Source organism: Vicinamibacterales bacterium (genome assembly GCA_036504215.1).
Lineage (GTDB): Bacteria > Acidobacteriota > Vicinamibacteria > Vicinamibacterales > Fen-181 > FEN-299.
In genome coordinates this window covers 43,193-68,611 of record DASXVO010000035.1, presented here as the reverse complement: position 1 = coordinate 68,611, position 25,419 = coordinate 43,193, and the positions used below count along the sequence as shown (strand labels likewise).

The window sequence follows — 25,419 nt, the reverse complement described above, 5'->3', positions numbered from 1 at the left end:
CATTCTGCCTTCTCCATTTGGTATTCCTGTGAGAGCTACACGTTCCTCGGCGAAGACAACAGCCCCCCGGCCGAAGCGGCGGCGCCGATGGCTGCTGACCCTCGCGATCGTCTGTGGTCTGCCTGCGCTCGCGCTGGGCATCGCCGCCGTCTACTACTACACGGTCTTCTCGCAATTGGTGGATGCGCGCCTGCACGGCGAACGTGAGCGCGTGCTTCCGCGTGTGTATGCACGACCGATGGAACTGCGACGCGGCCAGGCCCTGACCGAACAGCAACTCGTCGATCGTCTGAACGACCTCGGATACGCCGCGCGCAGGACGCCCACGAAGCCTGGCGAATTCAGCGTCACCGAGAACGCCGTCTCGCTGATCGCGCGCGGGGGCAACGTTGCCGGCAAGGCGGTCAGGGCCACGTTCGACCGCCCGCTGGCCGCCAGAGCGGGCGGCCCGCCACAGCCGCAAGGCGACCACGTCCAGAAGGTCGAGGTGATGGCGACGGGCGTCAAGGACAGCGTCACACTCGAACCGCCGCTCCTGACGGCGCTGATGTCGGGTGAGCGCGAGAAGCGGCGCCAGGTGCGCCTGAGGCAAATCCCGCCGCACGTCGTCAACGCGGTGCTCGCGATCGAGGACCGCCGGTTCTACGAGCATCCCGGCGTGGATCCGATTGGCATCGTCGGCGCCGCCATCACCAACATCACCGGCGACAAGCCGTACCTCGCCGGCGGCAGCACGATCACGCAGCAGCTCGTGAAGAACACCTTCCTCGCGTCGGTGATGGCCAACCCGAAGGAGAAGTCGTACAAGCGGAAGATCACCGAGCAGTTCATGGCGCTCGTCCTCGAGCGGCGGGCATCGAAGGACGAGATCCTCGAGTTCTATCTAAACGAGGTCTACCTGGGCCAGCGCGGGTCGTTCGCGATCCACGGTGTGGCGGAGGGCGCACGGCTCTTCTTCGGCAAGGATGTCTACAACCTCAGCCTCGCGGAAGCGGCCACGATGGCCGGGGTCATCCATTCCCCCTACTACCTGTCGCCGTTCACCCAGCCGCAGCGCGCACGCGATCGGCGCAACGTCGTGCTGCAGGAGATGGTGCAGGCGCACTTCATCGGGCCCGAACAGGCTCATGCGGCGTCGCAGGACCCGCTCGTCACGGTCCCCCGCGCGCTCGAAGCCGAGGCGCCGTATTTCGTCGACCTGATCGGCCAGCAAATCGACGAGCAGTTCCCGGCCATCGCCCGGTCCACGCAGCGCATCGAGATCTTCACGACACTCGATCTGCACCTGCAGCGCCTGGCGCAGGACGCCGTGCGCGAGGGTTTGCTGAAGGTGGACGACCTGCTGTCGAAACGGAAGCGCCGTCCGGCGCAGCCGCCGCAGGCGGCCCTCATCGCCATCGATCCTCGGACGGGCGAAATTCTCGCGTGGGTCGGCGGCCGTTCCTACAACCAGTCGCAGTACAACCGCGTCACGACCGCGCGTCGCCAACCCGGCTCGGTGTTCAAGCCGTTCGTCTATCTCGCCGCCTTCGAGAAGGCCGCAGACGAAGGCCGCAAGGATCTGACCCCGGCGACCGTCGTCGACGATGAGCAGACGACGTTCTGGTTCGAGGACCAGGCGTACGAGCCGCGGAACTACGAGGACACGTACGAGGGCCCCATCACCCTGCGCCGCGCCCTGGCCCACTCGCGGAACTGCGCGACGGTGAAGGTGGCCGAGATGATTGGCTACGACATGGTGTCGGATGTCTGGAAACGGGTGGGACCATCCATGGTGCCCAAGCCATATCCGTCGATTGCCCTCGGCGCATTCGAAGCCACGCCATTCGAGATTGCGACGGCGTACACGGTCTTTCCGAACCTCGGCCAGCTACGGCCGCTGCGGGCCATCCTGCAGATCAACGCGGACTACCGCGAGGCGGTGAAGCCGCAAGCGCCAGCCACGCGGCCCGTGTCGAGGCCGGAAACGGCCTTCCTCGTGGCGAACATGATGCGGAGCGTCGTCAACGAGGGGACGGGGGCCGGCGTGCGGGGCGCGGGCTTTGCGCTCGATGCCGCGGGAAAGACCGGCACGACGAACGACTTGCGCGACGCCTGGTTCGTGGGATTCACGCCCGAGTTGCTCACCGTCGTCTGGGTCGGCTTCGACGACAACACGGCACTCGGACTGAGCGGCTCGCAAGCGGCCCTGCCGATCTGGACGAGCTTCATGATCGGAGCGCTCGCCGGCCACGCCAACGTGCCGCTCGCCGAGCCCGGAGGCATGGTGTACGCCGAGATCGATCGCGACAACGGGAAGCTCGCCGTTCCCGGCTGTCCGCGCGTCTTCCGCGAGGCGTTCTTCCCGGGCACCGAACCGGTCGAGCAATGTGACTTGCACAAGTTTTGACGAGGCCCTGCCTCAGACCGACGAGCGTGGCTCGCCAGAACCGGAAACGCCAATGGCCATGGATCCGGACATCTTCCGCATCGCTGCCGACGTCGTCGGGCGCGGTGAGCGCGCGGCTCTCGTCACCATCGTGGGAACCAGCGGCTCGACTCCTCAGCGCGTCGGCGCCAAGATGATCGTGTTCGAGGACGGCCACACGGTCGGGACGATCGGCGGCGGCTGCTACGAGAACGACGCGGCGGGCAAGGCGCGCGAGGCCATCAGGGCCCATCGGCCGCAACTCGTCCGGTACGACCTGAACGACGAGTTGGCCGCCGAATCCGGGTTGATCTGCGGAGGCCAGATGGAGGTCTTCATCGAACCGTTGGAGGCTGCACCCCACCTTTTCCTGATCGGCGCGGGACACGTCTCGGCCGAAGTGGCGCGGGCTGCGCATCACGTGGGGTTCCGGGTGCACGTCATTGACGACCGCGACAAGTTCGCGAACCCCGAACGCTTTCCTGACGCCGAGATCGTCGTGGACGACATCCCGGAATGGCTGGCCCGGACGGAATTCCCGCCGGGCTCGTACTTCGTGGTGGTGACGCGCGGCCATCGCGGCGACCATCAGGCGGTCCGGGCCCTCGCCGGTCAGGAGTGGCGCTATCTCGGCCTGATCGGCAGCCGGGCGAAAGTTCTGCGGATCTTCGATGCCCTGCGCGGGGAAGGCGTGCCGGCGGCCCGGTTGGCTGACATCCACGCGCCGATCGGCCTGGATATCGGCGCGGTCACACCCGCGGAAATCGCCCTCAGCATCACGGCCGAACTCGTCGCCGTCCGGTCCGGCCGCATCGCCGAGCCGCATGTCGCCGCCGTCGCGCTTCGCTCGCGCCTGCCTTCCGGGGCGGCAAACTCATGATCTGCTCTTACTCGTTGTAATTCTGGGACTTGGGCGACAGCGTCGGCGGATCGTGTATAATAACGGTTAGCACTCTCTTGTTTCGACTGCTAATGGCAACTTCCAGGCTTTCCGAACGCTCACGACGAATCCTCGCGGCACTGGTCGGCGAGTACGTCGAGACCGGCGAACCGGTCGCGTCGGCGACGCTGGTCAAGCGTGGAGGCTTCGGTCTGTCCTCCGCCACGGTCCGCAACGTCCTCGTGGCGCTCGAGGAGCAGGGCTACGTCTACCAGCCCCACACATCGGCCGGGCGGGTGCCGACCGACCTCGGCTACCGCTGCTACGTGGACATGCTGCTGGACACGAAGCGCCCCGGTCGGGCGCCCGGTGTCGAGGCCCAGTTGCTGGCGCAGGCGGGCAGCCCGGCACTGATGGATGTCGCCCTGACGACCGTCTCGCACGTCCTGTCCGAGGCGTCGCATCACATCGGGTTCGCGGTGGGGCCTGGTGTGGAGGCGGCGTTCGAGCAGATCGACTTCGTCCCGCTGGCCGAGACGAAGGTGCTGGTCGTCGTCGTGATGCGCCGCGGTCAGGTGACGAACAAGGTCGTGGACATCGGCGAACGGCTGCCGCTGACCGAGTTGCACCAGGCCGCAAACTACCTCAACGAGCAGTTCGCCGGCATGCCACTGAACCAGGTGCGCGCGGCGGTGCTCGACCGGCTGGGCGAGGAGCGCACGCTCTACGACGCCCTCCTGTCGCGTGCACTGCGCCTCGCGGAATCGGCGTTCACCTCGATGCCGGACCAGCACGTGCTGTTCATCGAGGGAGCCGCGACGCTTTTGGACGAGACCGCGGAGGGCGGACGCGTCTCGCTCGGCACGCTACGGACGCTGCTCAAAATGATCGAGGAGAAGCACCGGCTGGTGCGGCTCCTCTCGGAGTATCTCGAAGGCCCGGGCCTGACCGTCATCATCGGCACCGAACACTCGGCGCCGGAGATGAGTGAGTTCAGCCTCGTGGCTGCCACCTACAATGACGGCGACCGCCGCGGCACGATCGGCGTGCTCGGCCCGACGCGCATGCGTTACTCGCGCGCCATCGCCATCGTGGACAGCGCCGCCAGGGCGGTGACCCGCCTGCTGCAGAGCGGCGGGTAATGCTGGCTGGAAACGGAGTTATGCCCCAGGATCGCGAACACCAGGAATCCCCGGCCGGCGCTGCCACCGGACCGGTCGAAGACGCCCAGGCCCCCCAGACGGAACCGGCACCGGCACTCGACGTGGACGCGCTCTCCCGAGAGCGCGACGACTACTACGATCGGCTGCTGCGCAAGACGGCCGAGTTCGACAACTATCGCAAGCGCACCGATCGCGAGCGGCGTGAGACCGTTCACTTGGCGACCGGCGATGTCCTCGAGGCGCTGCTGCCCATCGTGGACGACTTCGAGCGCGCGCTGAAGACGGAGGCCGGACCGGAGGCGGAGACGTATCGGCAAGGGGTGGAGCTGATCTACAAGCAGCTCCTCGATTTCCTCACGCGTCGTGGCGTCACGCCGATCGAAGCTGCCGGCAAGCCGTTCGATCCGAGGTTTCACCAGGCGATCACGTACGAGACCAGTCCCGGGCGTGACGAAGGTGAGGTCATCGAAGAGGTCCGGCGCGGCTACATGCACGGCGAGCGCCTGCTGCGCCCGACAATGGTGAAGGTAGCCAAGGCGTGACCAAGCGCGATTACTACGAGATACTCGGCGTGTCGAGGGACGCGGGCGACCAGGACATCAAGAGCGCCTACCGGAAGCTGGCGCTGAAATTCCATCCCGACCGCAACCCCGGAAATGCTGAGGCCGAAGAGAAGTTCAAGGAGGCGGCGGAAGCGTACGCCATCCTCGCCGATTCCGAGAAGAGGGCTGCGTACGACCACTACGGTCACGCTGGCGTCAACTCGGCTGCCGGCCCGGGAGGGTTCGACCCGACTATCTTCGCGGACTTCGGCGACATCTTCGGTGGCCTGCGCGACATCTTCGGATTTGGCGACTTCTTCGGCGGCGGCGGCCGTCGGAGCGGCCCGCAACGCGGTTCCGACCTGCGCTACGACCTCGAGATCAGCTTCGAGGAGTCGGCCACCGGACTGGAGACGTCCGTCCAGATTCCGCGTCAGGAAACGTGCGAGACCTGCAAGGGATCGGGGTCGGCCCCAGGGTCGGCACCGGCCGTGTGCCCGCACTGCGGCGGGCGAGGCCAGATTCGCTACCAACAGGGCTTCTTCACCGTTGCCCAGACGTGCCGGCAGTGCGGCGGCGTGGGACGGATCATCACCAAGGCCTGCAGCGAGTGCCGCGGGCACGGACACGTCGCCAGACAGCGAAAGCTGACCGTCCGGATTCCCGCCGGAATCGCGAGCGGGCAGCGCCTGCGGCTCTACGGCGAGGGCGAGGCCGGGTCCGCGGGCGGGCCGTCCGGCGATCTCTACGTTGTCGTGCAGGTCCAGGACCACCCAATCTTCAAGCGCGACGGCGACGATCTCTACTGCCGCGTGCCGGTGACCTTCCCCATCCTCGCGCTCGGCGGCGACATCGCAGTGCCGACGCTCGGCGACGAGGAGAAACTGACCGTGCCGGAGGGCACGCAGAGCGGCCACGTCTTTCGGCTGCGGGGCAAGGGGATGCCGAGCGTGACCGGTCACGGTCGCGGCGACCTGCACGTGGTCGTCGACGTGGTCACCCCGAAGAAGCTCACGCGGGACCAGCGGCATCTGCTCGAACAACTGGCGAAGGCGATGCCCCTGGAGAAGTTGAAGGCGCCGAAATACGAGAACGGCGATGCCGACAAGACCGTATTCGATCGCGTGAAGGACATCTTCAGCTGACGGGACGAGGATGTCGTCTAAGACCTGGCCGGCACTGAGCATCCGTTTCACCCCTGCCTCTGCGGCCGGTCCGTGCGCACTCGAAGAGTTGCTCTCCGCCGCTCTCGACGATTTCCATCCCACAGCGATCCAGGAGCACGACGCCGGCTGGCGCGTGTTCTTCGCGTCCGCCGCGGACCGTGACCGCGCCGAGGCAGCCCTGCCGACAACGGTCGGACGCGGGCTCGCGCTGGAACCGATTGACGTGGAAGACGAGGACTGGGCGCGGCGGAGCCAGGAAACCCTGGGTCCGGTTTCGGTCGGACGCGTCATCATCGCGCCGCCATGGAACGTCCCGGCAGCTTCGGCGTACTCGGGACGTCCGATGATCGTGGTCCGCATCCAGCCGTCGATGGGTTTCGGCACCGGCCATCACGCGAGCACTCGACTGTGCACGGCCCTGCTTCAGCGCGTCGATCTCACCGGCCGATCGATGCTCGACGTCGGCACGGGCTCTGGTGTGCTGGCCATCATCGCCAGGAGACTGGGTGCGGACACGGTTCTTGCCGTGGACGACGACCCCGACGCGCTGGAGTCGACGCGCGAGAACGTCGCGCTGAACGGGATGGTCGATGAGATTGTCGTCCGCCAATCCGACTTCCGGGCACTGTCGGGCGTGGTGGCGGACGTGGTGACTGCCAATCTGACCGGTGGCCTGCTGGTTCGGGGTGCGGCAGAGTTGGCGCACTCGGTGCTGCCAGCCGGGATGCTGATTGTGAGCGGCGTGACGCTCGACGAGGAAGCGGCCGTACGTGCCGCGTTCCAAACGCATTTCGATGTCGCGGCCCGGCTCGCCGAGGACGAATGGGTGGGACTGCTGATGCGACGGCGCCCTTGAGGGCAGACATTATGCGACGAGACGCCGACGGCTGGATTGCCGCGCTACGCTTGCAGCCGCACCCCGAGGGTGGCCACTTCGCGGAGACCTACCGCTCGGCCGATGTGATCCCGGCCAGCGGCCTCCCGCCACGCTTCGGCGGTCCGCGAGCCTGCTCGACCGCCATCTACTTCCTGCTGAAGGGACACCAGGTCTCGAGGCTTCATCGACTGAAGTCCGACGAGATGTGGCACTTCTACGCTGGAAGCGCCGCGACGGTTCACGTCATCGAATCGACCGGCACACTGCGCGAGCTGCGGCTGGGTCCGGACCTGGAGCGAGGTGAGTCGCTTCAGGTCGCCGTATCGGCCGGTTGCTGGTTCGGAGCAACGGTCGAGGACACCCGTTCCTTCACCCTGATGGGATGCACGGTCTCACCGGGTTTCGCCTACGAGGACTTCGAATTGGGTGACCGCCAGTGGCTGATGGAGCACTACCCGCAGCACCGGCAGCTGATCGAACGGCTGACCACCGCGCGCGTCGCCTAATGCCCGATCGAAATCGTGGTGGAACCACGCTCGGTTCGCTTCTTCAGGAAGAACGCGACCGCCGCCATGCCAACGACCAGACCAAGGATTGCGAGATACAACATGATGCGCTCCTGCAATGTGGCCCCGACGGGCCCACTTCACTTCCACTAGGTATTCGGCAATCTCCGAAAAAACGTGACAGGAAAAACGCAGGGAGGCCGTCAGTCGAATTCGCCGGACAGGCACTGCAGGACGGTCAGTCCCACGGAAGGAGCGGTTTCGGCGCGCAGCGTGCGAGGACCGAGCGTCAGGGCCCGGCAGCCAGCCCGCATGGCGCAGTCGGTTTCAGCATCGGTCCAGCCACCTTCGGGACCGACAATCAGCAGCGCGGAGCCAATTCCGAGCAGCGGCAGGTCGCGCACGCCCGTCGCGTGGCCCGAACCCGCGGTGGGCTCGACCAGCAGCACCCGACACTCAGCCGACACGGCCTGGAGACACTGCTCGAGCCCGAGGGGGTCGGCGATGGCCGGTACGACGGCGCGCCCGCACTGTTTCGCGGACGCAACGGCTATCCGCCGCCACCGTGCGATTCGGCCGGACTGCTGGAGCCGGTGGCTGTCCACTTCGCTGCGGTCGGTGAGCAGCGGCACGAACTCCGAGATACCCAGCATCGTGGCGTCGCGCACGACACCGTCCATGGCGTCCCCTTTGAGCACCGCCTGGGCGAGGATCAGCCGCACGACCGTCTCGGGCACCGGGCTCATCTGTCCGGTGACACGCACCGTGACGCCACCGCGTTCGATCTGCTCCACCGCCCCGCGACACTCGCGGCCGCGCCCGTCGAACACCTGGACCACAGCACCGACGCGCAACCGCAACACCCGCGCGAGATGCTCTGCCTCATCAGGCGGCAGTCGCACGAGTTCCTGCCCCTCACTGAGTTCGGGCGCGTAGAAACGGTGGTGCACGCGGACATTATACCGGCGGCCGTCTTCGCGGCAGTGGTCACCTCGGACCGAGCACTTGGCACCCTCCCGCGCACTCAGCACCCAGCACCTCGCACCTTCCTGCGCACTCAGCACTTAGCACCCAGCACTTAGCACTTGCCATCCGTTGAGGTATATACTCCCTTCGATGTTCTTTCGTGGCCAGACCATAGGGAAATACCGCATCATCTCGTCGCTCGGCAGCGGCGGGTTCGGGGCGGTTTACCTTGCTGAGGACACCTGGATCGACAAAAAGGTCGCCATCAAGGTGCCGCACCGCCAGAACATCGATTTCGGCGAGCTGCTACGCGAACCTCGGCTGCTCGCCGCCCTCAACCACCCCAACATCGTCACCATCCTGACGGCCGAGAAGCAGGAGAACGTCTTCTTCATCGTCATGGAGTACGTGCCGGGCGAGACACTCGAGGCGGTCATCGAACGCGAAGGCGGACTCGAACTGGCGCACACGCTCGACCTCACGTGTCAGATCTGCAACGCGGTGGATCACGCGCACAGTCAGGGAGTCCTCCACCGTGACCTGCGCCCAGCCAACGTCCTCGTCTCAGAGAACGGTATGGTTAAGGTCGCCGACTTCGGGACGTCGCGCTTCCTCGAGGTGGCGGGGCACGGCACGACCGTCATCGGCAGTCCGCCGTACATGGCGCCCGAGCAGTTCCACGGCAAGGCGGTCTTCGCGTCCGACATCTACTCGCTGGGCGTGACGATGTATCAGATGCTGACGGGCGGGTTGCCCTACGGCACGCCGTCGCCGGCAGACATCCAGAAACTCATGCGGGGGGAACTCGTCTCGCCGCCGCGCGCGCGCAACAGCCGGATTCCCAAGGAACTGAACGACATCGTGATGCGGGCGATGGCGCCGGCGGTGGGCGAACGGTACCAGCGAGCCGGTGAGTTACTCGACGACGTGCTGGCGGCGCGCAGCAAGTGGGTGGGGTCCCGCGCGACGCTGACCGCGTCTCAGACAGCACCGCGCCGGACCCAGGGAGCGACGGGCGAGCTGCAGGACATCCAAGGGCGGCTCCGCGCCCGCGAGACGATGGCTTCGCGGTTCTGCTGGCACTGCCGCAAGCCCTTGCACATGCGGACCGACCGCTGTCCCTTTTGCGGTGAAGCGCAGTAGTGCTAGAATCGCCAATGCCCTCCGGTTGGCTTTCCTGGCGGAAATCCTTGGACAAATGAGGTGATCCATGGCGTTTGCGGGCACCGGCACGATCTGGATGAACGGATCGCTGGTGAACTGGGCCGACGCGAAGATCCACGTCGCGTCACACGTCGTTCACTACGGGAGCGCGGTCTTCGAAGGCGCGCGATGCTACGACACTCCGAAGGGTTCGGCCTGCTTCAGGCTCGACGCCCATACGAAGCGGCTCTACAACTCGGCCAAGATCTACCGGATGGAGATTCCGTACGAGCCCGCCGTGCTGAACGCGGCGATTCTCGACACCATCCGAGCCAACCGGCTGAAGGCGTGCTACATCCGCCCGCTGATCTACCGCGGCTACGGCGAACCGGGTGTGAGCCCGCTCGGGTCCCCGGTGGACGTGGCGATCCTGGTCTGGGAATGGGGCAAGTACCTCGGGCCCGAGGCACTCGAGAAGGGCGTTGATGTGCGGGTCAGTTCGTGGACCCGTTCGGCGCCCAACACCTTCCCGACGATGGCGAAGTCGAGCGCCAATTACGCGAGCAGTCAACTGATCAAGATGGAAGCGATGGCCGACGGCTACGCCGAGGGCATTGCGCTGGACGCGTCGGGCCACGTCAGCGAGGGCAGCGCCCAGAACATCTTCCTGGTGCGAGACGGCGTGCTCTTCACGCCGCCGATCGCCGCCTCGGTACTGCCCGGCATCACCCGCGACTCGATCATGACGATGGCCCGCGACCTTGGATACGACGTGCGCGAGGAGAATCTGCTCCGCGAGTCGCTCTACATCGCGGACGAGTTGTTCTTCGTCGGCACGGCCGCCGAAGTCACGCCGATCCGCTCGGTCGACCGTGTCCTGGTCGGTGCCGGGAAGGCCGGGCCCGTCACCAGGGCCATTCAGAAAGCGTTCTTCCAGATCATCGACGGCGAGGTGCCGGACCGTCACGGCTGGCTGCTGTATCTAAACTCGTAGGGCCCCGCGGCCGAAACACCGGATAGCGCGAGGACCATCGCCGGCCGCTGGACGGCGGCCGGCCGTTCCTTTCGGGGCATCCATGCACGTCAACGATCTGCTCAAGTTCGCCGTGGATCACGGGGCGTCCGACCTTCACCTCAAGGTGGGGAGCTTTCCCATGATGCGGGTGAACGGTGTGCTGACGCCGGCCGCTGAGGACAACCGGCTGACGCACGAGGACACCGTCGCGATGGCGGCCGCCGTGATGTCGAGCGCCCAGCGCCAGAAGTTCAAGGAGGCACAGGAGGTCGACCTGGCCTACAGCGTGCCCGGCCTCGGACGATTCCGCTGCAACGTGTTCCAGCAGCGCGGGTCGATTGGCCTCGTCCTGCGCGTGATCCCGATGCGGATCAAGTCGATCGAGGAACTCGGTCTGCCGGGCGTGCTCGCGAGAATCGGCGATGGAGACCGCGGACTGGTGCTGGTCACAGGAACCACGGGTTCGGGCAAGAGCACGACGCTCGCGGCGATGGTCGATCACATCAACAGCACCCGTTGCGTCCACGTGATGACGATCGAGGACCCGATCGAGTTCCTGCAGAGGGACAACCGATCGATCGTCAACCAGCGCGAGGTGGCGGTGGACACGCAATCCTTCTCCTACGCGCTGCGGAGCGCGCTCCGCCAGGACCCGGACGTCATCCTCGTCGGCGAGATGCGCGACTTCGAGACGATTGAGACGGCGCTGGTGGCCGCCGAGACCGGCCACCTGGTCTTCTCGACCCTCCACACCCTCGACGCCACCGAGACGATCAACCGTATCATTGCCGTGTTCCCTCCCCACCAGCAGAAGCAGGTGCGCCTCCAGCTCGCGTCGGTCCTGAAGGCGGTCATCTCGCAGCGCCTGATCCCGCGGTCGGACGGCAACGGCCGGTGCGCGGCGGTCGAGGTGATGATTTCCACACCGTTCATCCGTGACTGCATCGTGGACAAGGAGAAGACGCACCTCATCCCGGGCGCGATCGCCGCGGGCACGTCGCAGTACGGCATGCAGACGTTCGATCAGTCGATCTTCAGCCTCTACGAGGCCGGCATCGTGTCGTACGAGGAGGCGCTGCACTGGGCGTCCAACGTGGACGAGTTCAAGCTGCGCGTCCAGGGCATCGCGATGACGTCTGACGCCGCCCGCGACGAGATGACGAGGGCGGGCATGAACCAGCAGGACATCCAGCGCTTCGGACGGTAGGCATGAGCGACCCCGTGCGGGCGGCGTATGCGGCGGGGCTGGCGATGCTGGCGCGGCGGGAGCTGTCCGAGGCACAGGTGCGCGAGCGGCTGGCACGTCGTGAGCACGCCGCGGAGGCGATTGAGTCAGCCGTGTCGCGGCTGCGCGAGGTCGGCGCGGTCGACGATCGACGCGTGGCTCGCAACGCCGCCCTGACCGAGGCCAAGATCAAGTCGCGCGGTCGAGCCCGCATCTGTCGCCACCTCCAGGCCATCGGCATCGCCACCGACGTCGCCGACGAGGCGCTCGACGAGGTCTTCGGTGCGCTGGACGAATCCGCCCTCCTCGAGCGCGCCCTCGGCCGCCGCCTCCGCGGTCCCGCCGCCCGCATTCGCGACGCCGCTCACTTTCGCCGCCTGCTGCAGGCGCTCGTCCGCCAGGGCTTCTCCCCCTCGGCCGTGATCACCGCGCTGAAGGCCCGCGCCAAGCGGGACGTCGTGCCGGAGGACGAGCCGGAATGAGGGCGCGCACACGGCGACCGGGAAAGCCCTTCCCGCCTGCCCCCGTGACGACGTTCTCCCCAGACGTCGCAGAGGACACTGGGTAGTCCGGCGCGTCGGCGCGCCATGTGCGCGCGGTCGACCGGAGGTCGATCGCGCCGCAAAGGGCCGGGGACTGGCGCCTCGGCGTTCTCCGTGTCTCAGTGGCGTCCTTCTCTGCGGGGCCAAGCGGCCTGCTGCTAGAATGGTACGCCTATGACCTCGAACGAAGTCCGCGCCTCATTCCTCGAATTCTTCGCGCGTCACGGCCATCGGATCGTGGCGAGTTCGCCGCTTGTCCCCGGGAACGACCCGACTCTGCTCTTCACCAACGCCGGGATGAACCAGTTCAAGGACCTGTTCCTCGGCAAGGAGACCCGCGACTACAAGCGAGCGACGAGTTCGCAGAAGTGCATGCGTGTCAGCGGAAAGCACAACGACCTCGAAAACGTGGGGCCGTCGCTCCGCCACCACACGTTCTTCGAGATGCTCGGCAATTTCTCGTTCGGCGACTACTTCAAGGCCGACGCGATCGCCTTCGCCTGGACGCTCCTGACCGAGGAGTGGAAGCTGCCGCCCGAGCGTCTGCACGCGACAGTGTTCGGTGGCGAGAACGGCGTGCCCCGCGACGACGAGGCGTACGGCCTGTGGAGGTCGTTCCTGCCAGCGGAGAAGATCAGCGAACTGGGCGCCGCCGACAACTTCTGGGCGATGGGCGACACGGGCCCGTGCGGCCGCTGCTCCGAGGTCCACTACTTCCGCGGCAGTCACCTGCCCTGCTCCGAACCCGAGTGCAAGGGCGTGGCCTGCTCCTGCGATCGTTACGTCGAGATCTGGAACAACGTGTTCATGGAGTTCGACCGCCAGTCGGACGGCACGCTCACGCCTCTGCCGGCACCCTCGATCGACACAGGCATGGGCCTCGAGCGGATCACCGCCGTCCTGCAGGGCGTGCTGTCGAACTACGACACCGACCTGTTCACACCGATCCTCACGGCCATCGGCGAGCTGGCCCACACTCGATACGACGGCTCGATGTCGGGCAACGATGTCTCCATGCGTGTCGTCGCCGACCACGCCCGCGCGGCCGCTTTCCTCATCGCCGACGGTGTCGTGCCGTCGAATGAATGGCGCGGCTACGTGCTGCGGAAGATCATGCGTCGCGCGATGCGTCACGGCAAGCGACTGGGCATGACCGAACCCTTCCTCCACCGCCTCGTCGACGTGCTGACCCGCGAGATGGGCGACGCGTATCCCGCAATGCGCGCGCAGCAGGACTATGTCGAGCGGATGGTGCGGACCGAGGAAGAACGGTTCGAGTCGGTGCTGACCATGGGCCTCCCCCGGCTCGAGGACGTACTCGACCGCGCTGCGGCCGCGAAGGCGCTGGTACCCGGCGACGAGGCCTTCAAGCTGTACGACACCTTCGGCGTCCCTCTCGACTTCATCGAGGACATGGCCTCCGAGCGACATCTGACCCTCGACAGCGCAGGCTTCGAGCGGGCGATGGAGGCGCAGCGCGAGAAGGCGCGCGCCCGGAGCAGCTTCGGCGCGGCAAAATCGGAGACGCAGGCGTTCGAAACGTCCACCGAATCGCTGCGCGGGACCGCCGACGTCTTCGAGGGCTATTCGACAACGACCGTGAAGGGCGTACCCGTCCTCGCGGTGCTCGACGAGCACGGCCAGACGGTCGCCGCGCTGACCGAAGGGCGCTCGGGGTACGTCGCACTGGGATCGACACCTTTCTACGTCGAGTCTGGCGGACAGGTCTCGGACCGCGGCGTCATCGTCAGCGAGTCCGGCCCGGGCCGGGCGCGCGTGGAGGGGCTCGTCCGTGCCGGCAGCGATCGGCCGCGGCTGCACCGCGTGCACGTCGAGACCGGCGCCTTCCGGGAGCGCGATCTCGTCACCGCGGAGGTCGATGCGACCGGGCGCGACGCCATCCGTCGCAACCATACGGCCACTCACCTGCTCCATGCCGCGCTGCGCCAGGTGCTCGGCGCGCACGTCAAGCAAGGGGGCTCGCTGGTCTCGCCCGAGCGGCTGCGCTTCGACTTCGTGCACTACGCGGCGCTCACGCCCGAACAACTCGCGACGATCGAACGTATCGTCAATGCGGAGATCTGGCGGAACACCGCCGTCCAAACCGAGGTACGCTCGACCGACGAGGCGATTGCCGCCGGCGCCATGGCGCTGTTTGGCGAGAAGTATGGCAACAGCGTGCGTGTGGTGTCGGTGCCCGGCTTCAGCATGGAACTCTGTGGCGGGACGCACGTCCGGGCGACGGGCGACATCGGCCTGTTCACGATCGCGCAGGAGGGCGGCGTCGCCGCCGGCGTACGCCGCATCGAGGCGCTCACGGGCGCGGGCGCCCTGCAACTGCACCAGCATCAGCGGCAGCAACTCGACGCCGTGCTGGAGGCGCTCAAAGCGCCGTCCGATCAAGCCGTCGGAGCGATCGAGCGCCTGCACGCCGAGGCCAAGCGCCTCGCTCGCGAGAACGGCCAGCTGAAGATGAAGGTGGCGATGGGCGGCGGCGGCACGAGCGGCACCGCGGACGACGATACGATCGAGGTTGCTGGCACGAGGCTGGTGACGCGGCGGGTGCAGGGCCTCGACAAGGCCGGCCTCGGCCAGCTCGCCGACTCGCTGAAGAGCAAACTGCAGAGCGGCGTCGTGGTCGTCGCGTCGGAGAACGAGGGCCGCGTGTCGATGGTGGTCTCGGTGACAGCCGATCTCGTCCGGAAGCTGCACGCTGGTCAGATTGTCAAGAAGATCGCGCCGCTCGTCGGCGGCGGGGGCGGCGGCCGGCCCGATTTCGCGGAAGCGGGCGGCAAGAACCCGGGCGGCATCGACCAGATGCTGCAGGAGGCGAGGAAAGTCGTCGAAGAGATGATCAAGGGCTGAGATCGAAAGCCAGGGGCCAGGAGCCTCACAGAAGGAGCGCGCCATGGGTGTGTTCGACTTCATCAAGGGCGAACTGATCGACGTCATCGAGTGGACGGACGATTCCCGGGACACGTTGTCCTACCGGTACCCGGACGAGGACAAGGCGATCAAGAACGGCGCTCAGTTGATCGTGCGGGAGTCGCAGCTCGTACAGTTCCTCTACCTCGGGCAGTTCGGCGACACGTTCGCGCCTGGCAAACACACGCTCACCACCGACAACATCCCGGTCCTGACGAAGCTCGCCTCGTGGAAGTACGGCTTCAACTCGCCGTTCAAGGCGGACGTCTACTTCCTCGCCACGAGGCTCTTCACCGGCAACAAGTGGGGTACGGCCAACCCGATCATGGTGCGCGACCAGGACTTCGGCGTCGTGCGCATGCGGGCGTTCGGCATCTACGACTTCAAGATCGTCGAACCCAAGCTGTTCCTCAAGGAAGTCGCCGGATCGGATCAGCACTTCCGGCTCGACGAGTTCGCCGATACGATGCGGTCTCGACTCGTCAGCGTCTTCAGCGAGGCGCTCGCCACCTCGCACGTGCCGGCGCTCGACGTGGCTACCCGGTACAGCGAGCTGGGCGAAGCACTGCTCCCGCTGATCAACCCGATCGTCGGTGAGAAGTACGGCCTGGAAATCACCAGCTTCGTCGTCGAGAACGTGTCCGTCCCTCCGGAAGTCGAACAGGCGATCGACAAGCGATCCAGCATGGCAGCGATCGGGAACCTGAACGATTTCGTGAAGTACCAGATGGGCAAGGGGATGGAATCGGGGACGGCCGGTGGCGGCGGGATGGCGGCAGAGCTGGCGGTTGGCTTCGGCATCGCACAGCAGATGATGCAACAGGGGATGAGCCCCGCGCCGGGGGGCCAGGCCGCCGCACAGGGCGCCGCCCAGGCCGCGACGGCGCCGGCCGCGGCTCCGGCCGCCGAACTGCTCGCGCCGCCAGACGTTGCCAAGCGCCTCGGTGTTCCCGAGGCCGACGTCATGGCCATCATCGAGTCGGGTGAATTGAAGGCCAAGAAGATCGGCAGCAGCTTCCGCATCACGAAGGCCGCGCTCGACGCGTATCTGGCCCAGTAGGGCGCGGCTCCTGGCCGTGGATCGATGAGCACGTTGCGCAGGCGGGGCACAACACGTCGTGCCCCGTGTGACTTCTATGCCCGAAATCATCGCGCTCGAGAAGCATGCATGTCCGGCCTGCGGGGCGCAGGCCGAGTGGAATGCGGCGAAACAGCGGCTCGTGTGCCCGTTCTGCGGCACCGAGTCGCCGTACAAGATCGATCAGAACACGGGCGCGATCCAGGAACTCGACCTGGTCTCGGCGCTTCGGGCGATGCCGGAGGACGAGCGCGGCTGGCAACTCGAACGCCGCACCGTGCAGTGCCAGAGTTGCAAGGCGGTGATGGTCTACGACCCCGCCCGCGTCGGCCAGAACTGCGAGTTCTGCGGCTCGCCGGCGCTCGTGGACTACCAGGAGATCAAGTCCCCGATCCGTCCGCAGAGCCTGCTGCCGTTCAAGGTGTCGCAGACACAAGTCCGTGACAGTATGCGGCAGTGGTACGGCAGCCGCTGGTTCGCGCCAGGCGCGCTCAAAGGTAGCGCGCTCGTCGACCAAATCAAGGGCCTCTACATTCCCTACTGGACGTTCGACGCGCAGGCGCGCTGCCCGTGGACGGCGGAAGCCGGCTACTACTACTACGTCACGGAGGAATACCGAGACTCGGACGGCCGCACCCAGACACGGCAGGTGCAGCGCGTGAGGTGGGAATCGGCAAGCGGCGAGATTTCCCACGTGTTCGACGATGAGCTGGTGCCAGGAAGTCGGGGGGTCGATTCGTCGCTGTTGAGGGGCGTGGAACCGTTCCCAACCACGGAACTCGTCGCGTACGACACGGCCTACCTGTCCGGCTACGTCGTCGAACACTACCAGGTCGTGCTGCTGGACGCGGCCAACGCCTCGCGCGAGCAGATGCGCGCCGAACTGATGCAGTTGTGCTCACGCGAGGTGCCGGGCGACACGCAGAGGAACCTGCAGATTGAGCCGGAGTACTCAGGACTGACGTTCAAGCACATCCTCGTGCCGATCTGGCTGCTCACCTACACGTACGGTCGGAAGGCGTACCAGGTCGTCGCCAACGGCTACACGGGAGCGATTGCCGGCCGCTACCCGAAGAGCGGCTGGAAGATTGTCGCGGCTGTCGCCCTGGCCGTCATCGTCGCGCTCATCATCCTGATGCTGTCGCAGAAGTAGGCTCTGGTCTCCCGGCGTTCGCTTCTCAATTCTCGATTCCGGATCAGGGCGCGCCATGCCGCGCCCAACCCCTTACCGCTGGCTCCTTCTCGAGGGGGGGTACAGAAATTCTCCAATCTGCCGATAATACGATCCGAGGTGTACTTGCTGCGGACGTTCGTCCTGCTCGTGATGACTCTGGCGACCGCTTCGGTGGCAAGCGCGCAGATCTACACGTGGCGGAACGCGAACGGCACCCTCGTGCTGTCCGATCACGCGCCTGCGGACGCCTCCACCTCGGTCCGGACGTTCGAGGTCCCGCACGCCAGCCCCGATCTCCGCGTCACGAGACCGGCCTCGACGGTCAACCGCGACGCCTACGACTCGCTCATCGTCGAGCACGCACGCGCCCAACGGGTCCGACCGGACCTCGTTCGGGCGGTTGCCCAAGTCGAATCGGGCTACAATCCGCGCGCCCGGTCCCCGAAGGGCGCGATGGGCCTCATGCAGTTGATGCCGTCCACGGCCGCACTGCTCGGCGTTCGCCGTCCCTACGATCCGGAAGAGAGCATCCGCGGCGGTGTCGCATACCTGCGTCGGTTGCTCGATCGGTTCGAGAACAACGAAGAGCTTGCGCTGGCGGCCTACAATGCGGGCCCCGAGGCGGTGGGACGCTACGGGAACACGGTTCCCCCCTATCGCGAGACGAGAGACTACGTCCGGAAGGTCAAGACGCGAACATCGGTTGGCGTCGCACCCGTCACGCGCCCGATCTACAAGACCCTTGCGGTCGTGAACGGCCGCACCATCCCGCACTACTCCGACATGAAGCCCGCGTCCGGCGCCTACGAGATCGTCGACAATCCGCGTTAGCCCGAGGCTTGCGAACTCCATCCCAGCCAGCGTCCTGACAGCGGTGTTGCTGCGCCGTTCTCCTGCCTTCGCACGCCGCTCTCCTCCTGCCCCGGGCCATTTGCCGGTCGACGGCGTCTAACACGACTGAGATCCCGTTCCTGCTCACCAGCCGAGGAGGCGACGTGCGGCGCCGACATCAACTCTGCTCTGGCCTCGTATGGATCCTGTTCCTGGCAGCGTGTCTGGCCATCCCGTCCACAACAGCAGCCCAGTCCTCCTCCGCCCTGGCCGTGCCGGCCGCTGGCGCGCAGGCTCCTGAGGCAGCATTCCGTGGGCTGCTCCAGCGTTACTTCGACGCGTATGTCCGGAAGGACATCGAGGCCATGGCGGCCTGCTGGCACGTGCGCGGCCCCGCTCGCTACGGCCGAAACATCGTCCTCCTGGAATTCGATCTGCGGTCCGTCGCGCTCGACACACTGTCGCTCCGAGACGTCTCGGCGGACCCCGGCGGCGGCCGCGCGCGGGCGGTGATCGATCTGACGGTCACCGACGCCAAGACGGGGCGGATCCGCCACGAGCGCCGCATCCGTGACTTCACGTTTCTCGAGGGCGACGACGGTTGGAAGATCTGGAACGAAGCGTCTGCCGCGCCACAGCTCGCGGCCAGGCTGCTCGGAGTTCCCGCGGACCAGCGGGACGCGCTCCTCGCCCGCGAACCCGATCTGGCGTCGGACGACACGCTGACAGGCCTTGGGCTGGAGGCAGGGAGGCTGCAGAGTCAAGGCAAGTTCGAGGACGTCCTCGAGATCCTGGGGCTGCAGGGCCGGCTGGCCAGGACTCTCGGCAACCAGGGCGTGCTCGGCCGGACGCAGCTGAACTCCGGATCCATCTTGATGATGTCGGGTCGCCGCGACGAAGCCGGACGCGCGTTTACGTCGGCTCGCGAGGCCTTCGTCGCCGACGGGAGCGACGGCGATGCGGCTGCTTGCGATGCCAATCTCGCGAACCTCGCGTACGCGGCCGGCGACTTCGTGCGCGCCGCCGACCTGTATCAACGGGCGCTCACCCCGTTCGAGCGGCTGAACGACGATGCCGGCATGGCGTCCGCGCTACAAGGGCTCGGCAATGCGCTCTACATGCAGACCGAGTTCTCCCGCGCGCTCGAGCACTATCAGCGGGCGCTCGCGGTCATGGATCGGGCCAAGCAGATCTACACGACCGCGGGCGTATATCAGGCGATTGCGCTGGTCAACAAGGAACAGGGCGAGTATGCCGCCGCGGCGGACGCCTGGCGACGCGCGCTCGCCGTGAGCGAGACCACCAAGGACAGGAACGGCGTTGCGAGGGCACTGGGCGGCATCGCAGAGATCTTCCGCCTGCAGGGGGATCTGGCGAGAGCCCTCGAGTACCAGACGAAGTGCGTCGCGGAGTACGACCGCCTGCGGCTGCCGGTCAACCGGGCCAGCGCCCGGTTCGCGCTCGGCCAACTCCACGCCCTGCAGCGGAGCTTCGAACGGGCGATCGAGCAGTACCAGCAGGCACTCACGCTCGATGAAGGAGGCGGGAACGCGGCGGACGCCGCCGAGGCCGGCATCGCACGCGACCTGGGTGGTCTCGGCGGGGCGCACTTCGCGCTCGGAGACGCCGACCTCGCGCTGACCGAGTACCAGCGGAGCCTCGCCCTCCGCGAGAGACTGAAGGACGACCCCGGCGTCATGTGGACGCTGATCCACATCGGCGTCCTCCACGCCTCGCGGGGCCGGTACGACGAGGCGATTGCTGCCAACGAGCGGAGTCTCACCATCTCGGAAGCCAGCAAGGAACAATCGGCCATCGCCACGGCGCTGGCGCTGCGCGCCAATGCGTCGCTCCAACAGGGTCACGCCGAAGACGCGGTGGCCGCGGCGACCCGCGCGACCGAGGTTGCGACGTCCATCGAGCACTTCGACACCGTGGCGTATGCCAAGACGGTCATTGGCAAGGCACACCAGAAAGCGGGCCGGAACGATCAGGCGCTGGCTGCCCTCGAGGAATCGGTGGCCGCGCTGGCGAAGGTGCCGCTCGGCCCGGCTGCCGAGACGTTCTTCGACAATCGTCGTGCGCCGTACCTGGCGTTGGTCGATCTGCTCGTCGGATCGGGTCGCACGGAGGAGGCGTTCGTGTGGGCCGAGCGGGGCCGGCAGCGAGCGCTCGCCGATCAACTCGGCGAAGGCGGCATGGTCGTCAGCAAGGGTCTGACACCCGCCGAGCGCGACGAGGAACGACGGCTCATGCGCGAAGCCAGGACGGTCGGCGTCAAGATACGGCGCGAGCGCGGACGCGCACACCCCGACACCGACCGCGTGCGAACGCTTGCCGGCCAGCTCTCCACACTCGAGCGCGAGCGCGAGAAGCTGCGGCAGACTCTCTACGATTCACATCGGGCGCTCCGCGGGCAGCGCGCACAGAACGACGCGATTGGTGTGTCGGGAGTCGCTCCGCTGCTCCGTCTGCCCTCGACCGTCATCCTGGCCTTCGCCGTCAGTGACGCGCGGACCTGGGTGTTCGCCGTGGGTCGGGCGACGGCCTCCGCGCCGCCCAGCCTGCTGCAGGTGGCCACGATCGAAGTGAGAGCGGATCAACTGGCGCAGCAAGTGCGCAAGTTCCGCGACGCGATCGCAAACCAGGGTGACGGCGTTGACGCGCTCTCTCAGGACCTGCACTCGCTCCTGCTCGCACCGGTCCAGGCCGCGATCGAGGGCCGCAAGCGGATCATCATCATCCCCGACGCGTTCCTCTGGCTGCTCCCCTTCGAGGCGCTCGTCACGCCCTCGGGCCACTATCTCATCGAAGGCGCCGCAATCTCCTACGCACCCTCGCTGACGTCGCTCGTGACGGTCGCCGGTTCCACGCCCGATCCACGCGCTCCCACATCGCTCGTCGCGTTCGCTGACCCGCTGCTCGGCCCAGCCGCCACGAGCCGCCTCGCCTTGCTGAGGCCAACCGCGGCTTCCAAGTCGCCCGCGAGCGCCGAGCGAGAGGTACGTCGAGCCTCGCTGCTCTTCGCCCAGGTCCGGCGCAAGATGTTCTTCCGCGGCGACGCGCGATGGTCCCAGGTGGCGCGGGGCGTGGCGACCGGGTCCGTCCTCCATGTCGCGGTCCCAGGATTTTTGAGCGAGGCCGCTCCGCTCTACTCGTTGCTGGCGATGGCCCCCGACGGCGATACGGATGGCGCCGACGGTCTCACCGAGATCGCGTCGTTCATGGACTGCGAACTGCCGGCAACGGTGGCGGTGCTGACCAGGGTCGAGGCGGGATTGGGCCCGAACGGAGGCGGCGATGCTCTGACAACCCTGTTCTGGTCGCTGTTCGTCGCGGGGACGCCGCAAGTAGCCATCAACCGCTGGCTGCCGCCGGCCACCGGGTTTCCCGTGATCGCGGCCTTCTACCGGTCGTTCCTCACACCGTCCCGAACGGCCAGGCCCGCGCCACCCGAGGTGGCGTTCTCGCTGCAGCGCGCGATGAAATCAACGCTCGCGCAACCGGCAACGCGCCATCCGTACCACTGGGCCGGCTTCATGGTGATTGGGGGCCGGTAGACTCGAGAGACGGCCCGCTACTCTTCGACCTCGACCTGGCTGGGCTCGGTCCGGCCCAGCAAGCGGCCGAGCACCGCCACCGCGAACGCGGCCTCGCCCAGGAGCACGCCGGCGAACAGGGCCGCTGACGGCAGCAGCGCCGCCCACCCGAGCCACATCCACAGCACGAAGCCGAGCCCGCCGGACACCAGTACGGGCGGTAGTACCCCGAGCACCAGGACCACGAACGTCCCGGCGAACGTCAGCATGTTCTGTCCCATCGCCTCGATGCCGCGTGGCCGTGCTCCACCGGTCGGGATCCAGCCCGGGAACAGAATCACCGCCGCGTTCTGGATCACGAGTCTCCCGACCGCCAACATCGGTGCGACGATGGCCACAGCCAGGGCCAGGAAGACCCGATCGATGAGCGCGTGCGGTCCCGCGCGGAGTCCGGACGAGAGCGTGAGCGCCAGCGCATCCAGAAACCAGATGGTGACGGTCAGCACGAGCGTTGGTGCCAGCAACTCGCCCACGAGGAGACTCGTGGCGGACATCGGCCAGGTCTTCAGCACGGCGAGTCGCGGCAGGTCGTCCCGGAGGTCGTTGCGAACGATGTCGGGGCCGAGGATCGCGGCGAACCCAAGCAAGGCCAGCGCGACCGGCGCGAGCACACCGGCCGAGCGGCCGGTCCCGAGGACGACACCGAGAAGCAGGACCGGCACCAGCACCCGCACGACGGTCCATATGGATGCGTAGCGGCTGAGCAGAATCAAGTTCTTCCAGGCCACGGCCAGTTCCGGGCGTCCCTCGACCCGCAGCGAGAACGGCTCACCGCGAACGACAGCCGTTGGTGCCGCCCGGCGCCCCCGCGCGCGCTGCGATTCCGCCGCCACGACGGCCTCGCTCAGCACCGAATCCGACATCATGACCCACACGTAGTTGAGCGCCAGGACGAACAGCGCAGGCACCAGCGCCGGGACGAACGCACCCGGTTCGACCGCGAGCAGCGGAGCCACCACGGCCTTGAACGGCCAGAGCGCCGCGGCCGCAGGACCGGAGACGGCGTGACCGAGCGCATCCCTGGCCGCGTCGAGGGGTTGCAGCTTGGCCCATTCTCTCGCGTGGAGAGCCACGACCGACAGGACGACGCCTGACACGATTCCCGTGAAACCAGGCACCAGCCACGCGGTCCACAGCCGCGTCGCGCCGTTCAACGAACCCGTCGAGAGCCGCGCCTTCGTCAGGCTGATCCCGACCGCGTGCAGGGCTATCGTGGACAACAACAGCCACCCACCAAGTACGAACGACCAGCGCCCGGACATGGCCGCCCGGAGCGCGCCCGAGAACAGCGCGGCGATCGAGAGGCCGAATATGATGCCGCCTTGCATCCGCAGGAGCTTGTAGTTGAGCAACCGTCGGCGTCCGACCGGTGCGGTGTAGAGGAACTGCACCTCGGCCGGTGTGAAGGTGATTGACGGCTTCCACGCCGAGAACACCCAGGCGAGGGCCGCGGCCAGCCAGAGACCGAACGCGCCGGCGACGACCAGATACGGTCCGGCCGAGGCGAGGACGCCGTCGAGGCGCTCGATCGGCAGCCGGCCGGCTCCCGCCCTGCGGAACTGGTTGCGGATGAGGAACCAGTAGAGATATGCAAGGCCAGCCACGAGCCCGGCCGCATACCGGGGCTCGCGGAGACGCCGCAGCCGGCGGTGCAGCCGGTTCTTCAGCGTGCACGCGGTGACGAACAGGAACACGCCCGTCATGGCGATTTCGTCTCGTCGGCGTGTCCAGTCGCTCGCAGGAAGATCTGCTCGAGGTCTGATCCGGCCGCCGCCAGATCGGACCGAGCCGCGAGTTCAGCGAGCGTTCCGTCCGCGATCTTCGTCCCCTTGTTGATGATGACGATGCGGGTGCAGATCTCCTCGACCAGGTGGAGCAGATGCGACGACACGACGACCGCCGCGCCGGCCTTTGCCCTGGCGACGATACTCTGCTTCATGCGTCGGATGCCGATCGGATCGAGACCCGTCAGGGGCTCGTCGAACAGCAGAACGTCCGGGCTGTGCAGCAGACCACACGCGATGACGAGTTTCTGGCGCATGCCACGGGAAAGCTCCCCCGGCAGTGCCTTCTCCTTGCCGGTCAACTCCAGCTCGTCGAGCAGACCGGGCACGCGGGCGGCGGCATCTGTGACCCGATAGAGCCGTGCGACAAGGCTCAGGTGCTCGCGCACGGTGAGGTACTCGAACAACTGCGGCTCGTCCGGCATGAAGGCCAGTCGGCGCTTCGCCTCGATCGGGTCGGTGACGATGTCGTGCCCGTCGATCCGGACAAACCCGGCACTCGGCGCCTGAATGCCGACGACGCACTTGAGCGTGGTGGTCTTGCCGGCGCCGTTCGGTCCGATCAGACCGACGACTTCCCCTCGGCTGACGGCGAACGACAGGCCGTCCACCGCGGTGAAGTCGTCGTACATCTTGGTCAGGCGTTCAACAACGATCATGTGTCGCCATTGTAGTACGGGAATCGATGCTCGATACAGAGGCGACAGCGCCGGCAGCGCCGGGCTGGCTCGACCTCCTCTGTGCGCTCGGAGGGTCCTGTGTTCCTGGAATCGGCGATTACGCCCAGCAGGCGGCGGCGTGTTCGGGGTCGGTGAACATCGCGGCCACCCAGGGGGTGGTCGCGCCGGCCAGGGCGTCGGCGCTCGGCCGACCCTCTGGCTGGTAGGCCCCGACCTCACCGTGCGCGATGGCCTCGAGCAAGGCCCGAGGAAGCGACAGGAGGCCGCTGACGGCCCACGGGCAGTAGCGGACCGCCGCCTCGCGCGCGAGCAGGATGCGGGCGGCGTCGATGGAGAGGGCTTCCCGATAGGTCCGCGGACTGGTCAGGGCATCGAACGCATCCATGACGCTGACGATTCGGACCAGCCACGGGATGGACTCGGCGGTGACCGCGTCTGGATACCCACTGCCGTCGATGCGCTCGTGATGGCCCAGCACGATTTGCGTGACCGCCGCGTCGAAGCCGAGATGCTCGGCCATCGACGCGCCGAGTTCGACATGCCGCTGGAGCGTGGTCCACTGGCGTTCGGTCAGGCGACCCGGCTTGAGCAGGATGGGAGTGGGGATGAGCAACTTGCCGATGTCGTGGATGAGGCCGCCCACGCGGAGCGTCTCTACCAGGCCCTCGGAGAGCCCATACTGGATCGCGAGCTGGACGGCGTAGGCGGATACGCGACGGCAGTGCGACGCCACGGTCGGCTGCCGGGCTTCCATCGCCCCCACGATCGACTCGACACTGCCAACGAACGGGGTCTGCACCAGTTGGGGCCTTTCATTGGAGGTGGCCGCTGCTCGACGCGCGGACACGGCGGCCGCGCCCGCGTCCAAGACATGTTCTCGGCAGAATGGCTGGGGTTCAGTAGGGTCGAGGCGGCT

20 protein-coding genes are annotated in these 25,419 nt (G+C 67.1%); 16 read left to right on the top strand and 4 right to left on the bottom strand.

Annotated elements, in window-relative coordinates:
- Nucleotides 1-28 precede the first annotated feature (28 nt).
- From VGK32_08975 to VGK32_08945, 7 genes are all read left to right on the top strand, one after another.
- Complete coding sequence (locus VGK32_08975) at nt 29-2,389, top strand: PBP1A family penicillin-binding protein (protein HEY3381888.1); 2,361 nt, start codon at nt 29-31, stop codon at nt 2,387-2,389.
- Nucleotides 2,390-2,441: 52 nt separating this feature from the next.
- Nucleotides 2,442-3,287 (top strand): XdhC/CoxI family protein, encoded by an 846-nt coding sequence (locus VGK32_08970; protein HEY3381887.1) that lies wholly within the window; start codon nt 2,442-2,444, stop codon nt 3,285-3,287.
- A 92-nt stretch (nt 3,288-3,379) separates the two neighbouring features.
- Nucleotides 3,380-4,429, top strand: coding sequence for a heat-inducible transcriptional repressor HrcA (hrcA, locus tag VGK32_08965; GenBank protein ID HEY3381886.1), 1,050 nt, complete (start codon nt 3,380-3,382; stop codon nt 4,427-4,429).
- A gap of 20 nt (nt 4,430-4,449) precedes the next feature.
- The gene (grpE, locus tag VGK32_08960; GenBank protein ID HEY3381885.1) at nt 4,450-4,992 is read left to right on the top strand and encodes a nucleotide exchange factor GrpE; all 543 of its coding nucleotides are present in this window, start codon (nt 4,450-4,452) and stop codon (nt 4,990-4,992) included.
- Nucleotides 4,989-6,137 carry a molecular chaperone DnaJ gene (gene dnaJ / locus VGK32_08955; protein HEY3381884.1) on the top strand — a complete coding sequence of 383 codons (1,149 nt, stop codon included), beginning with the start codon at nt 4,989-4,991 and terminating at the stop codon, nt 6,135-6,137. Before grpE ends, dnaJ begins: the two co-directional genes overlap by 4 nt.
- 10 nt (nt 6,138-6,147) lie before the next feature.
- Entirely contained in the window at nt 6,148-7,014 is an 867-nt protein-coding gene (locus VGK32_08950) for a 50S ribosomal protein L11 methyltransferase (GenBank protein ID HEY3381883.1), read from the top strand.
- 11 nt (nt 7,015-7,025) lie between these two features.
- Nucleotides 7,026-7,541 carry a cupin domain-containing protein gene (locus tag VGK32_08945; protein ID HEY3381882.1) on the top strand — a complete coding sequence of 172 codons (516 nt, stop codon included), beginning with the start codon at nt 7,026-7,028 and terminating at the stop codon, nt 7,539-7,541.
- Between the two features lie 203 nt (nt 7,542-7,744).
- Here the strand turns inward: VGK32_08945 and VGK32_08940 are convergent, their stop codons facing one another.
- Nucleotides 7,745-8,491, bottom strand: coding sequence for a 16S rRNA (uracil(1498)-N(3))-methyltransferase (locus VGK32_08940; protein ID HEY3381881.1), 747 nt, complete (start codon nt 8,489-8,491; stop codon nt 7,745-7,747).
- Between the two features lie 166 nt (nt 8,492-8,657).
- Here VGK32_08940 and VGK32_08935 point away from each other — a divergent pair, with 166 nt between their 5' ends.
- The 9 genes from VGK32_08935 to VGK32_08895 all read left to right on the top strand — a co-directional run bounded on the left by VGK32_08935 (nt 8,658) and on the right by VGK32_08895 (nt 22,000).
- Nucleotides 8,658-9,650, top strand: coding sequence for a serine/threonine-protein kinase (locus VGK32_08935; protein ID HEY3381880.1), 993 nt, complete (start codon nt 8,658-8,660; stop codon nt 9,648-9,650).
- 67 nt (nt 9,651-9,717) lie between these two features.
- The gene (locus VGK32_08930) at nt 9,718-10,644 is read left to right on the top strand and encodes a branched-chain amino acid transaminase (protein ID HEY3381879.1); all 927 of its coding nucleotides are present in this window, start codon (nt 9,718-9,720) and stop codon (nt 10,642-10,644) included.
- Between the two features lie 82 nt (nt 10,645-10,726).
- Complete coding sequence (locus VGK32_08925) at nt 10,727-11,872, top strand: type IV pilus twitching motility protein PilT (GenBank protein HEY3381878.1); 1,146 nt, start codon at nt 10,727-10,729, stop codon at nt 11,870-11,872.
- 2 nt (nt 11,873-11,874) lie between these two features.
- The gene (locus VGK32_08920) at nt 11,875-12,372 is read left to right on the top strand and encodes a regulatory protein RecX (GenBank protein HEY3381877.1); all 498 of its coding nucleotides are present in this window, start codon (nt 11,875-11,877) and stop codon (nt 12,370-12,372) included.
- Nucleotides 12,373-12,606: 234 nt separating this feature from the next.
- Nucleotides 12,607-15,297 (top strand): alanine--tRNA ligase, encoded by a 2,691-nt coding sequence (gene alaS, locus VGK32_08915; protein HEY3381876.1) that lies wholly within the window; start codon nt 12,607-12,609, stop codon nt 15,295-15,297.
- 43 nt (nt 15,298-15,340) lie between these two features.
- The gene (locus VGK32_08910; GenBank protein HEY3381875.1) at nt 15,341-16,417 is read left to right on the top strand and encodes an SPFH and helix-turn-helix domain-containing protein; all 1,077 of its coding nucleotides are present in this window, start codon (nt 15,341-15,343) and stop codon (nt 16,415-16,417) included.
- Between the two features lie 76 nt (nt 16,418-16,493).
- The gene (locus VGK32_08905; protein HEY3381874.1) at nt 16,494-17,588 is read left to right on the top strand and encodes a hypothetical protein; all 1,095 of its coding nucleotides are present in this window, start codon (nt 16,494-16,496) and stop codon (nt 17,586-17,588) included.
- A gap of 144 nt (nt 17,589-17,732) precedes the next feature.
- Nucleotides 17,733-18,440, top strand: coding sequence for a lytic transglycosylase domain-containing protein (locus VGK32_08900; protein HEY3381873.1), 708 nt, complete (start codon nt 17,733-17,735; stop codon nt 18,438-18,440).
- Between the two features lie 164 nt (nt 18,441-18,604).
- Nucleotides 18,605-22,000: a tetratricopeptide repeat protein gene (locus VGK32_08895; GenBank protein ID HEY3381872.1), complete on the top strand. Its 3,396-nt coding sequence runs from the start codon at nt 18,605-18,607 to the stop codon at nt 21,998-22,000.
- Between the two features lie 17 nt (nt 22,001-22,017).
- Here the strand turns inward: VGK32_08895 and VGK32_08890 are convergent, their stop codons facing one another.
- The 3 genes from VGK32_08890 to VGK32_08880 all read right to left on the bottom strand — a co-directional run bounded on the left by VGK32_08890 (nt 22,018) and on the right by VGK32_08880 (nt 25,302).
- Nucleotides 22,018-23,742: a putative ABC exporter domain-containing protein gene (locus VGK32_08890; GenBank protein HEY3381871.1), complete on the bottom strand. Its 1,725-nt coding sequence runs from the start codon at nt 23,740-23,742 to the stop codon at nt 22,018-22,020.
- Nucleotides 23,739-24,482: an ABC transporter ATP-binding protein gene (locus VGK32_08885; protein ID HEY3381870.1), complete on the bottom strand. Its 744-nt coding sequence runs from the start codon at nt 24,480-24,482 to the stop codon at nt 23,739-23,741. The genes VGK32_08890 and VGK32_08885 overlap by 4 nt, the downstream gene beginning before the upstream one ends.
- Before the next feature lie 118 nt (nt 24,483-24,600).
- Complete coding sequence (locus VGK32_08880) at nt 24,601-25,302, bottom strand: HD domain-containing phosphohydrolase (GenBank protein HEY3381869.1); 702 nt, start codon at nt 25,300-25,302, stop codon at nt 24,601-24,603.
- Nucleotides 25,303-25,419 lie beyond the last annotated feature (117 nt).

Excerpts from the sequence above, each read along its gene's own strand:
- VGK32_08970 (HEY3381887.1), top strand. The coding sequence starts at position 2,442 with ATGGCCATGGATCCGGACATCTTCCGCATCGCTGCCGACGTCGTCGGG.
- hrcA (HEY3381886.1), top strand. The coding sequence starts at position 3,380 with ATGGCAACTTCCAGGCTTTCCGAACGCTCACGACGAATCCTCGCGGCA.
- grpE (HEY3381885.1), top strand. The coding sequence starts at position 4,450 with ATGCCCCAGGATCGCGAACACCAGGAATCCCCGGCCGGCGCTGCCACC.
- VGK32_08950 (HEY3381883.1), top strand. The coding sequence starts at position 6,148 with ATGTCGTCTAAGACCTGGCCGGCACTGAGCATCCGTTTCACCCCTGCC.
- VGK32_08945 (HEY3381882.1), top strand. The coding sequence starts at position 7,026 with ATGCGACGAGACGCCGACGGCTGGATTGCCGCGCTACGCTTGCAGCCG.
- VGK32_08935 (HEY3381880.1), top strand. The coding sequence starts at position 8,658 with ATGTTCTTTCGTGGCCAGACCATAGGGAAATACCGCATCATCTCGTCG.
- VGK32_08930 (HEY3381879.1), top strand. The coding sequence starts at position 9,718 with ATGGCGTTTGCGGGCACCGGCACGATCTGGATGAACGGATCGCTGGTG.
- VGK32_08925 (HEY3381878.1), top strand. The coding sequence starts at position 10,727 with ATGCACGTCAACGATCTGCTCAAGTTCGCCGTGGATCACGGGGCGTCC.
- VGK32_08920 (HEY3381877.1), top strand. The coding sequence starts at position 11,875 with ATGAGCGACCCCGTGCGGGCGGCGTATGCGGCGGGGCTGGCGATGCTG.
- alaS (HEY3381876.1), top strand. The coding sequence starts at position 12,607 with ATGACCTCGAACGAAGTCCGCGCCTCATTCCTCGAATTCTTCGCGCGT.
- VGK32_08910 (HEY3381875.1), top strand. The coding sequence starts at position 15,341 with ATGGGTGTGTTCGACTTCATCAAGGGCGAACTGATCGACGTCATCGAG.
- VGK32_08905 (HEY3381874.1), top strand. The coding sequence starts at position 16,494 with ATGCCCGAAATCATCGCGCTCGAGAAGCATGCATGTCCGGCCTGCGGG.
- VGK32_08890 (HEY3381871.1), bottom strand. The coding sequence starts at position 23,742 with ATGACGGGCGTGTTCCTGTTCGTCACCGCGTGCACGCTGAAGAACCGG.
- VGK32_08885 (HEY3381870.1), bottom strand. The coding sequence starts at position 24,482 with ATGATCGTTGTTGAACGCCTGACCAAGATGTACGACGACTTCACCGCG.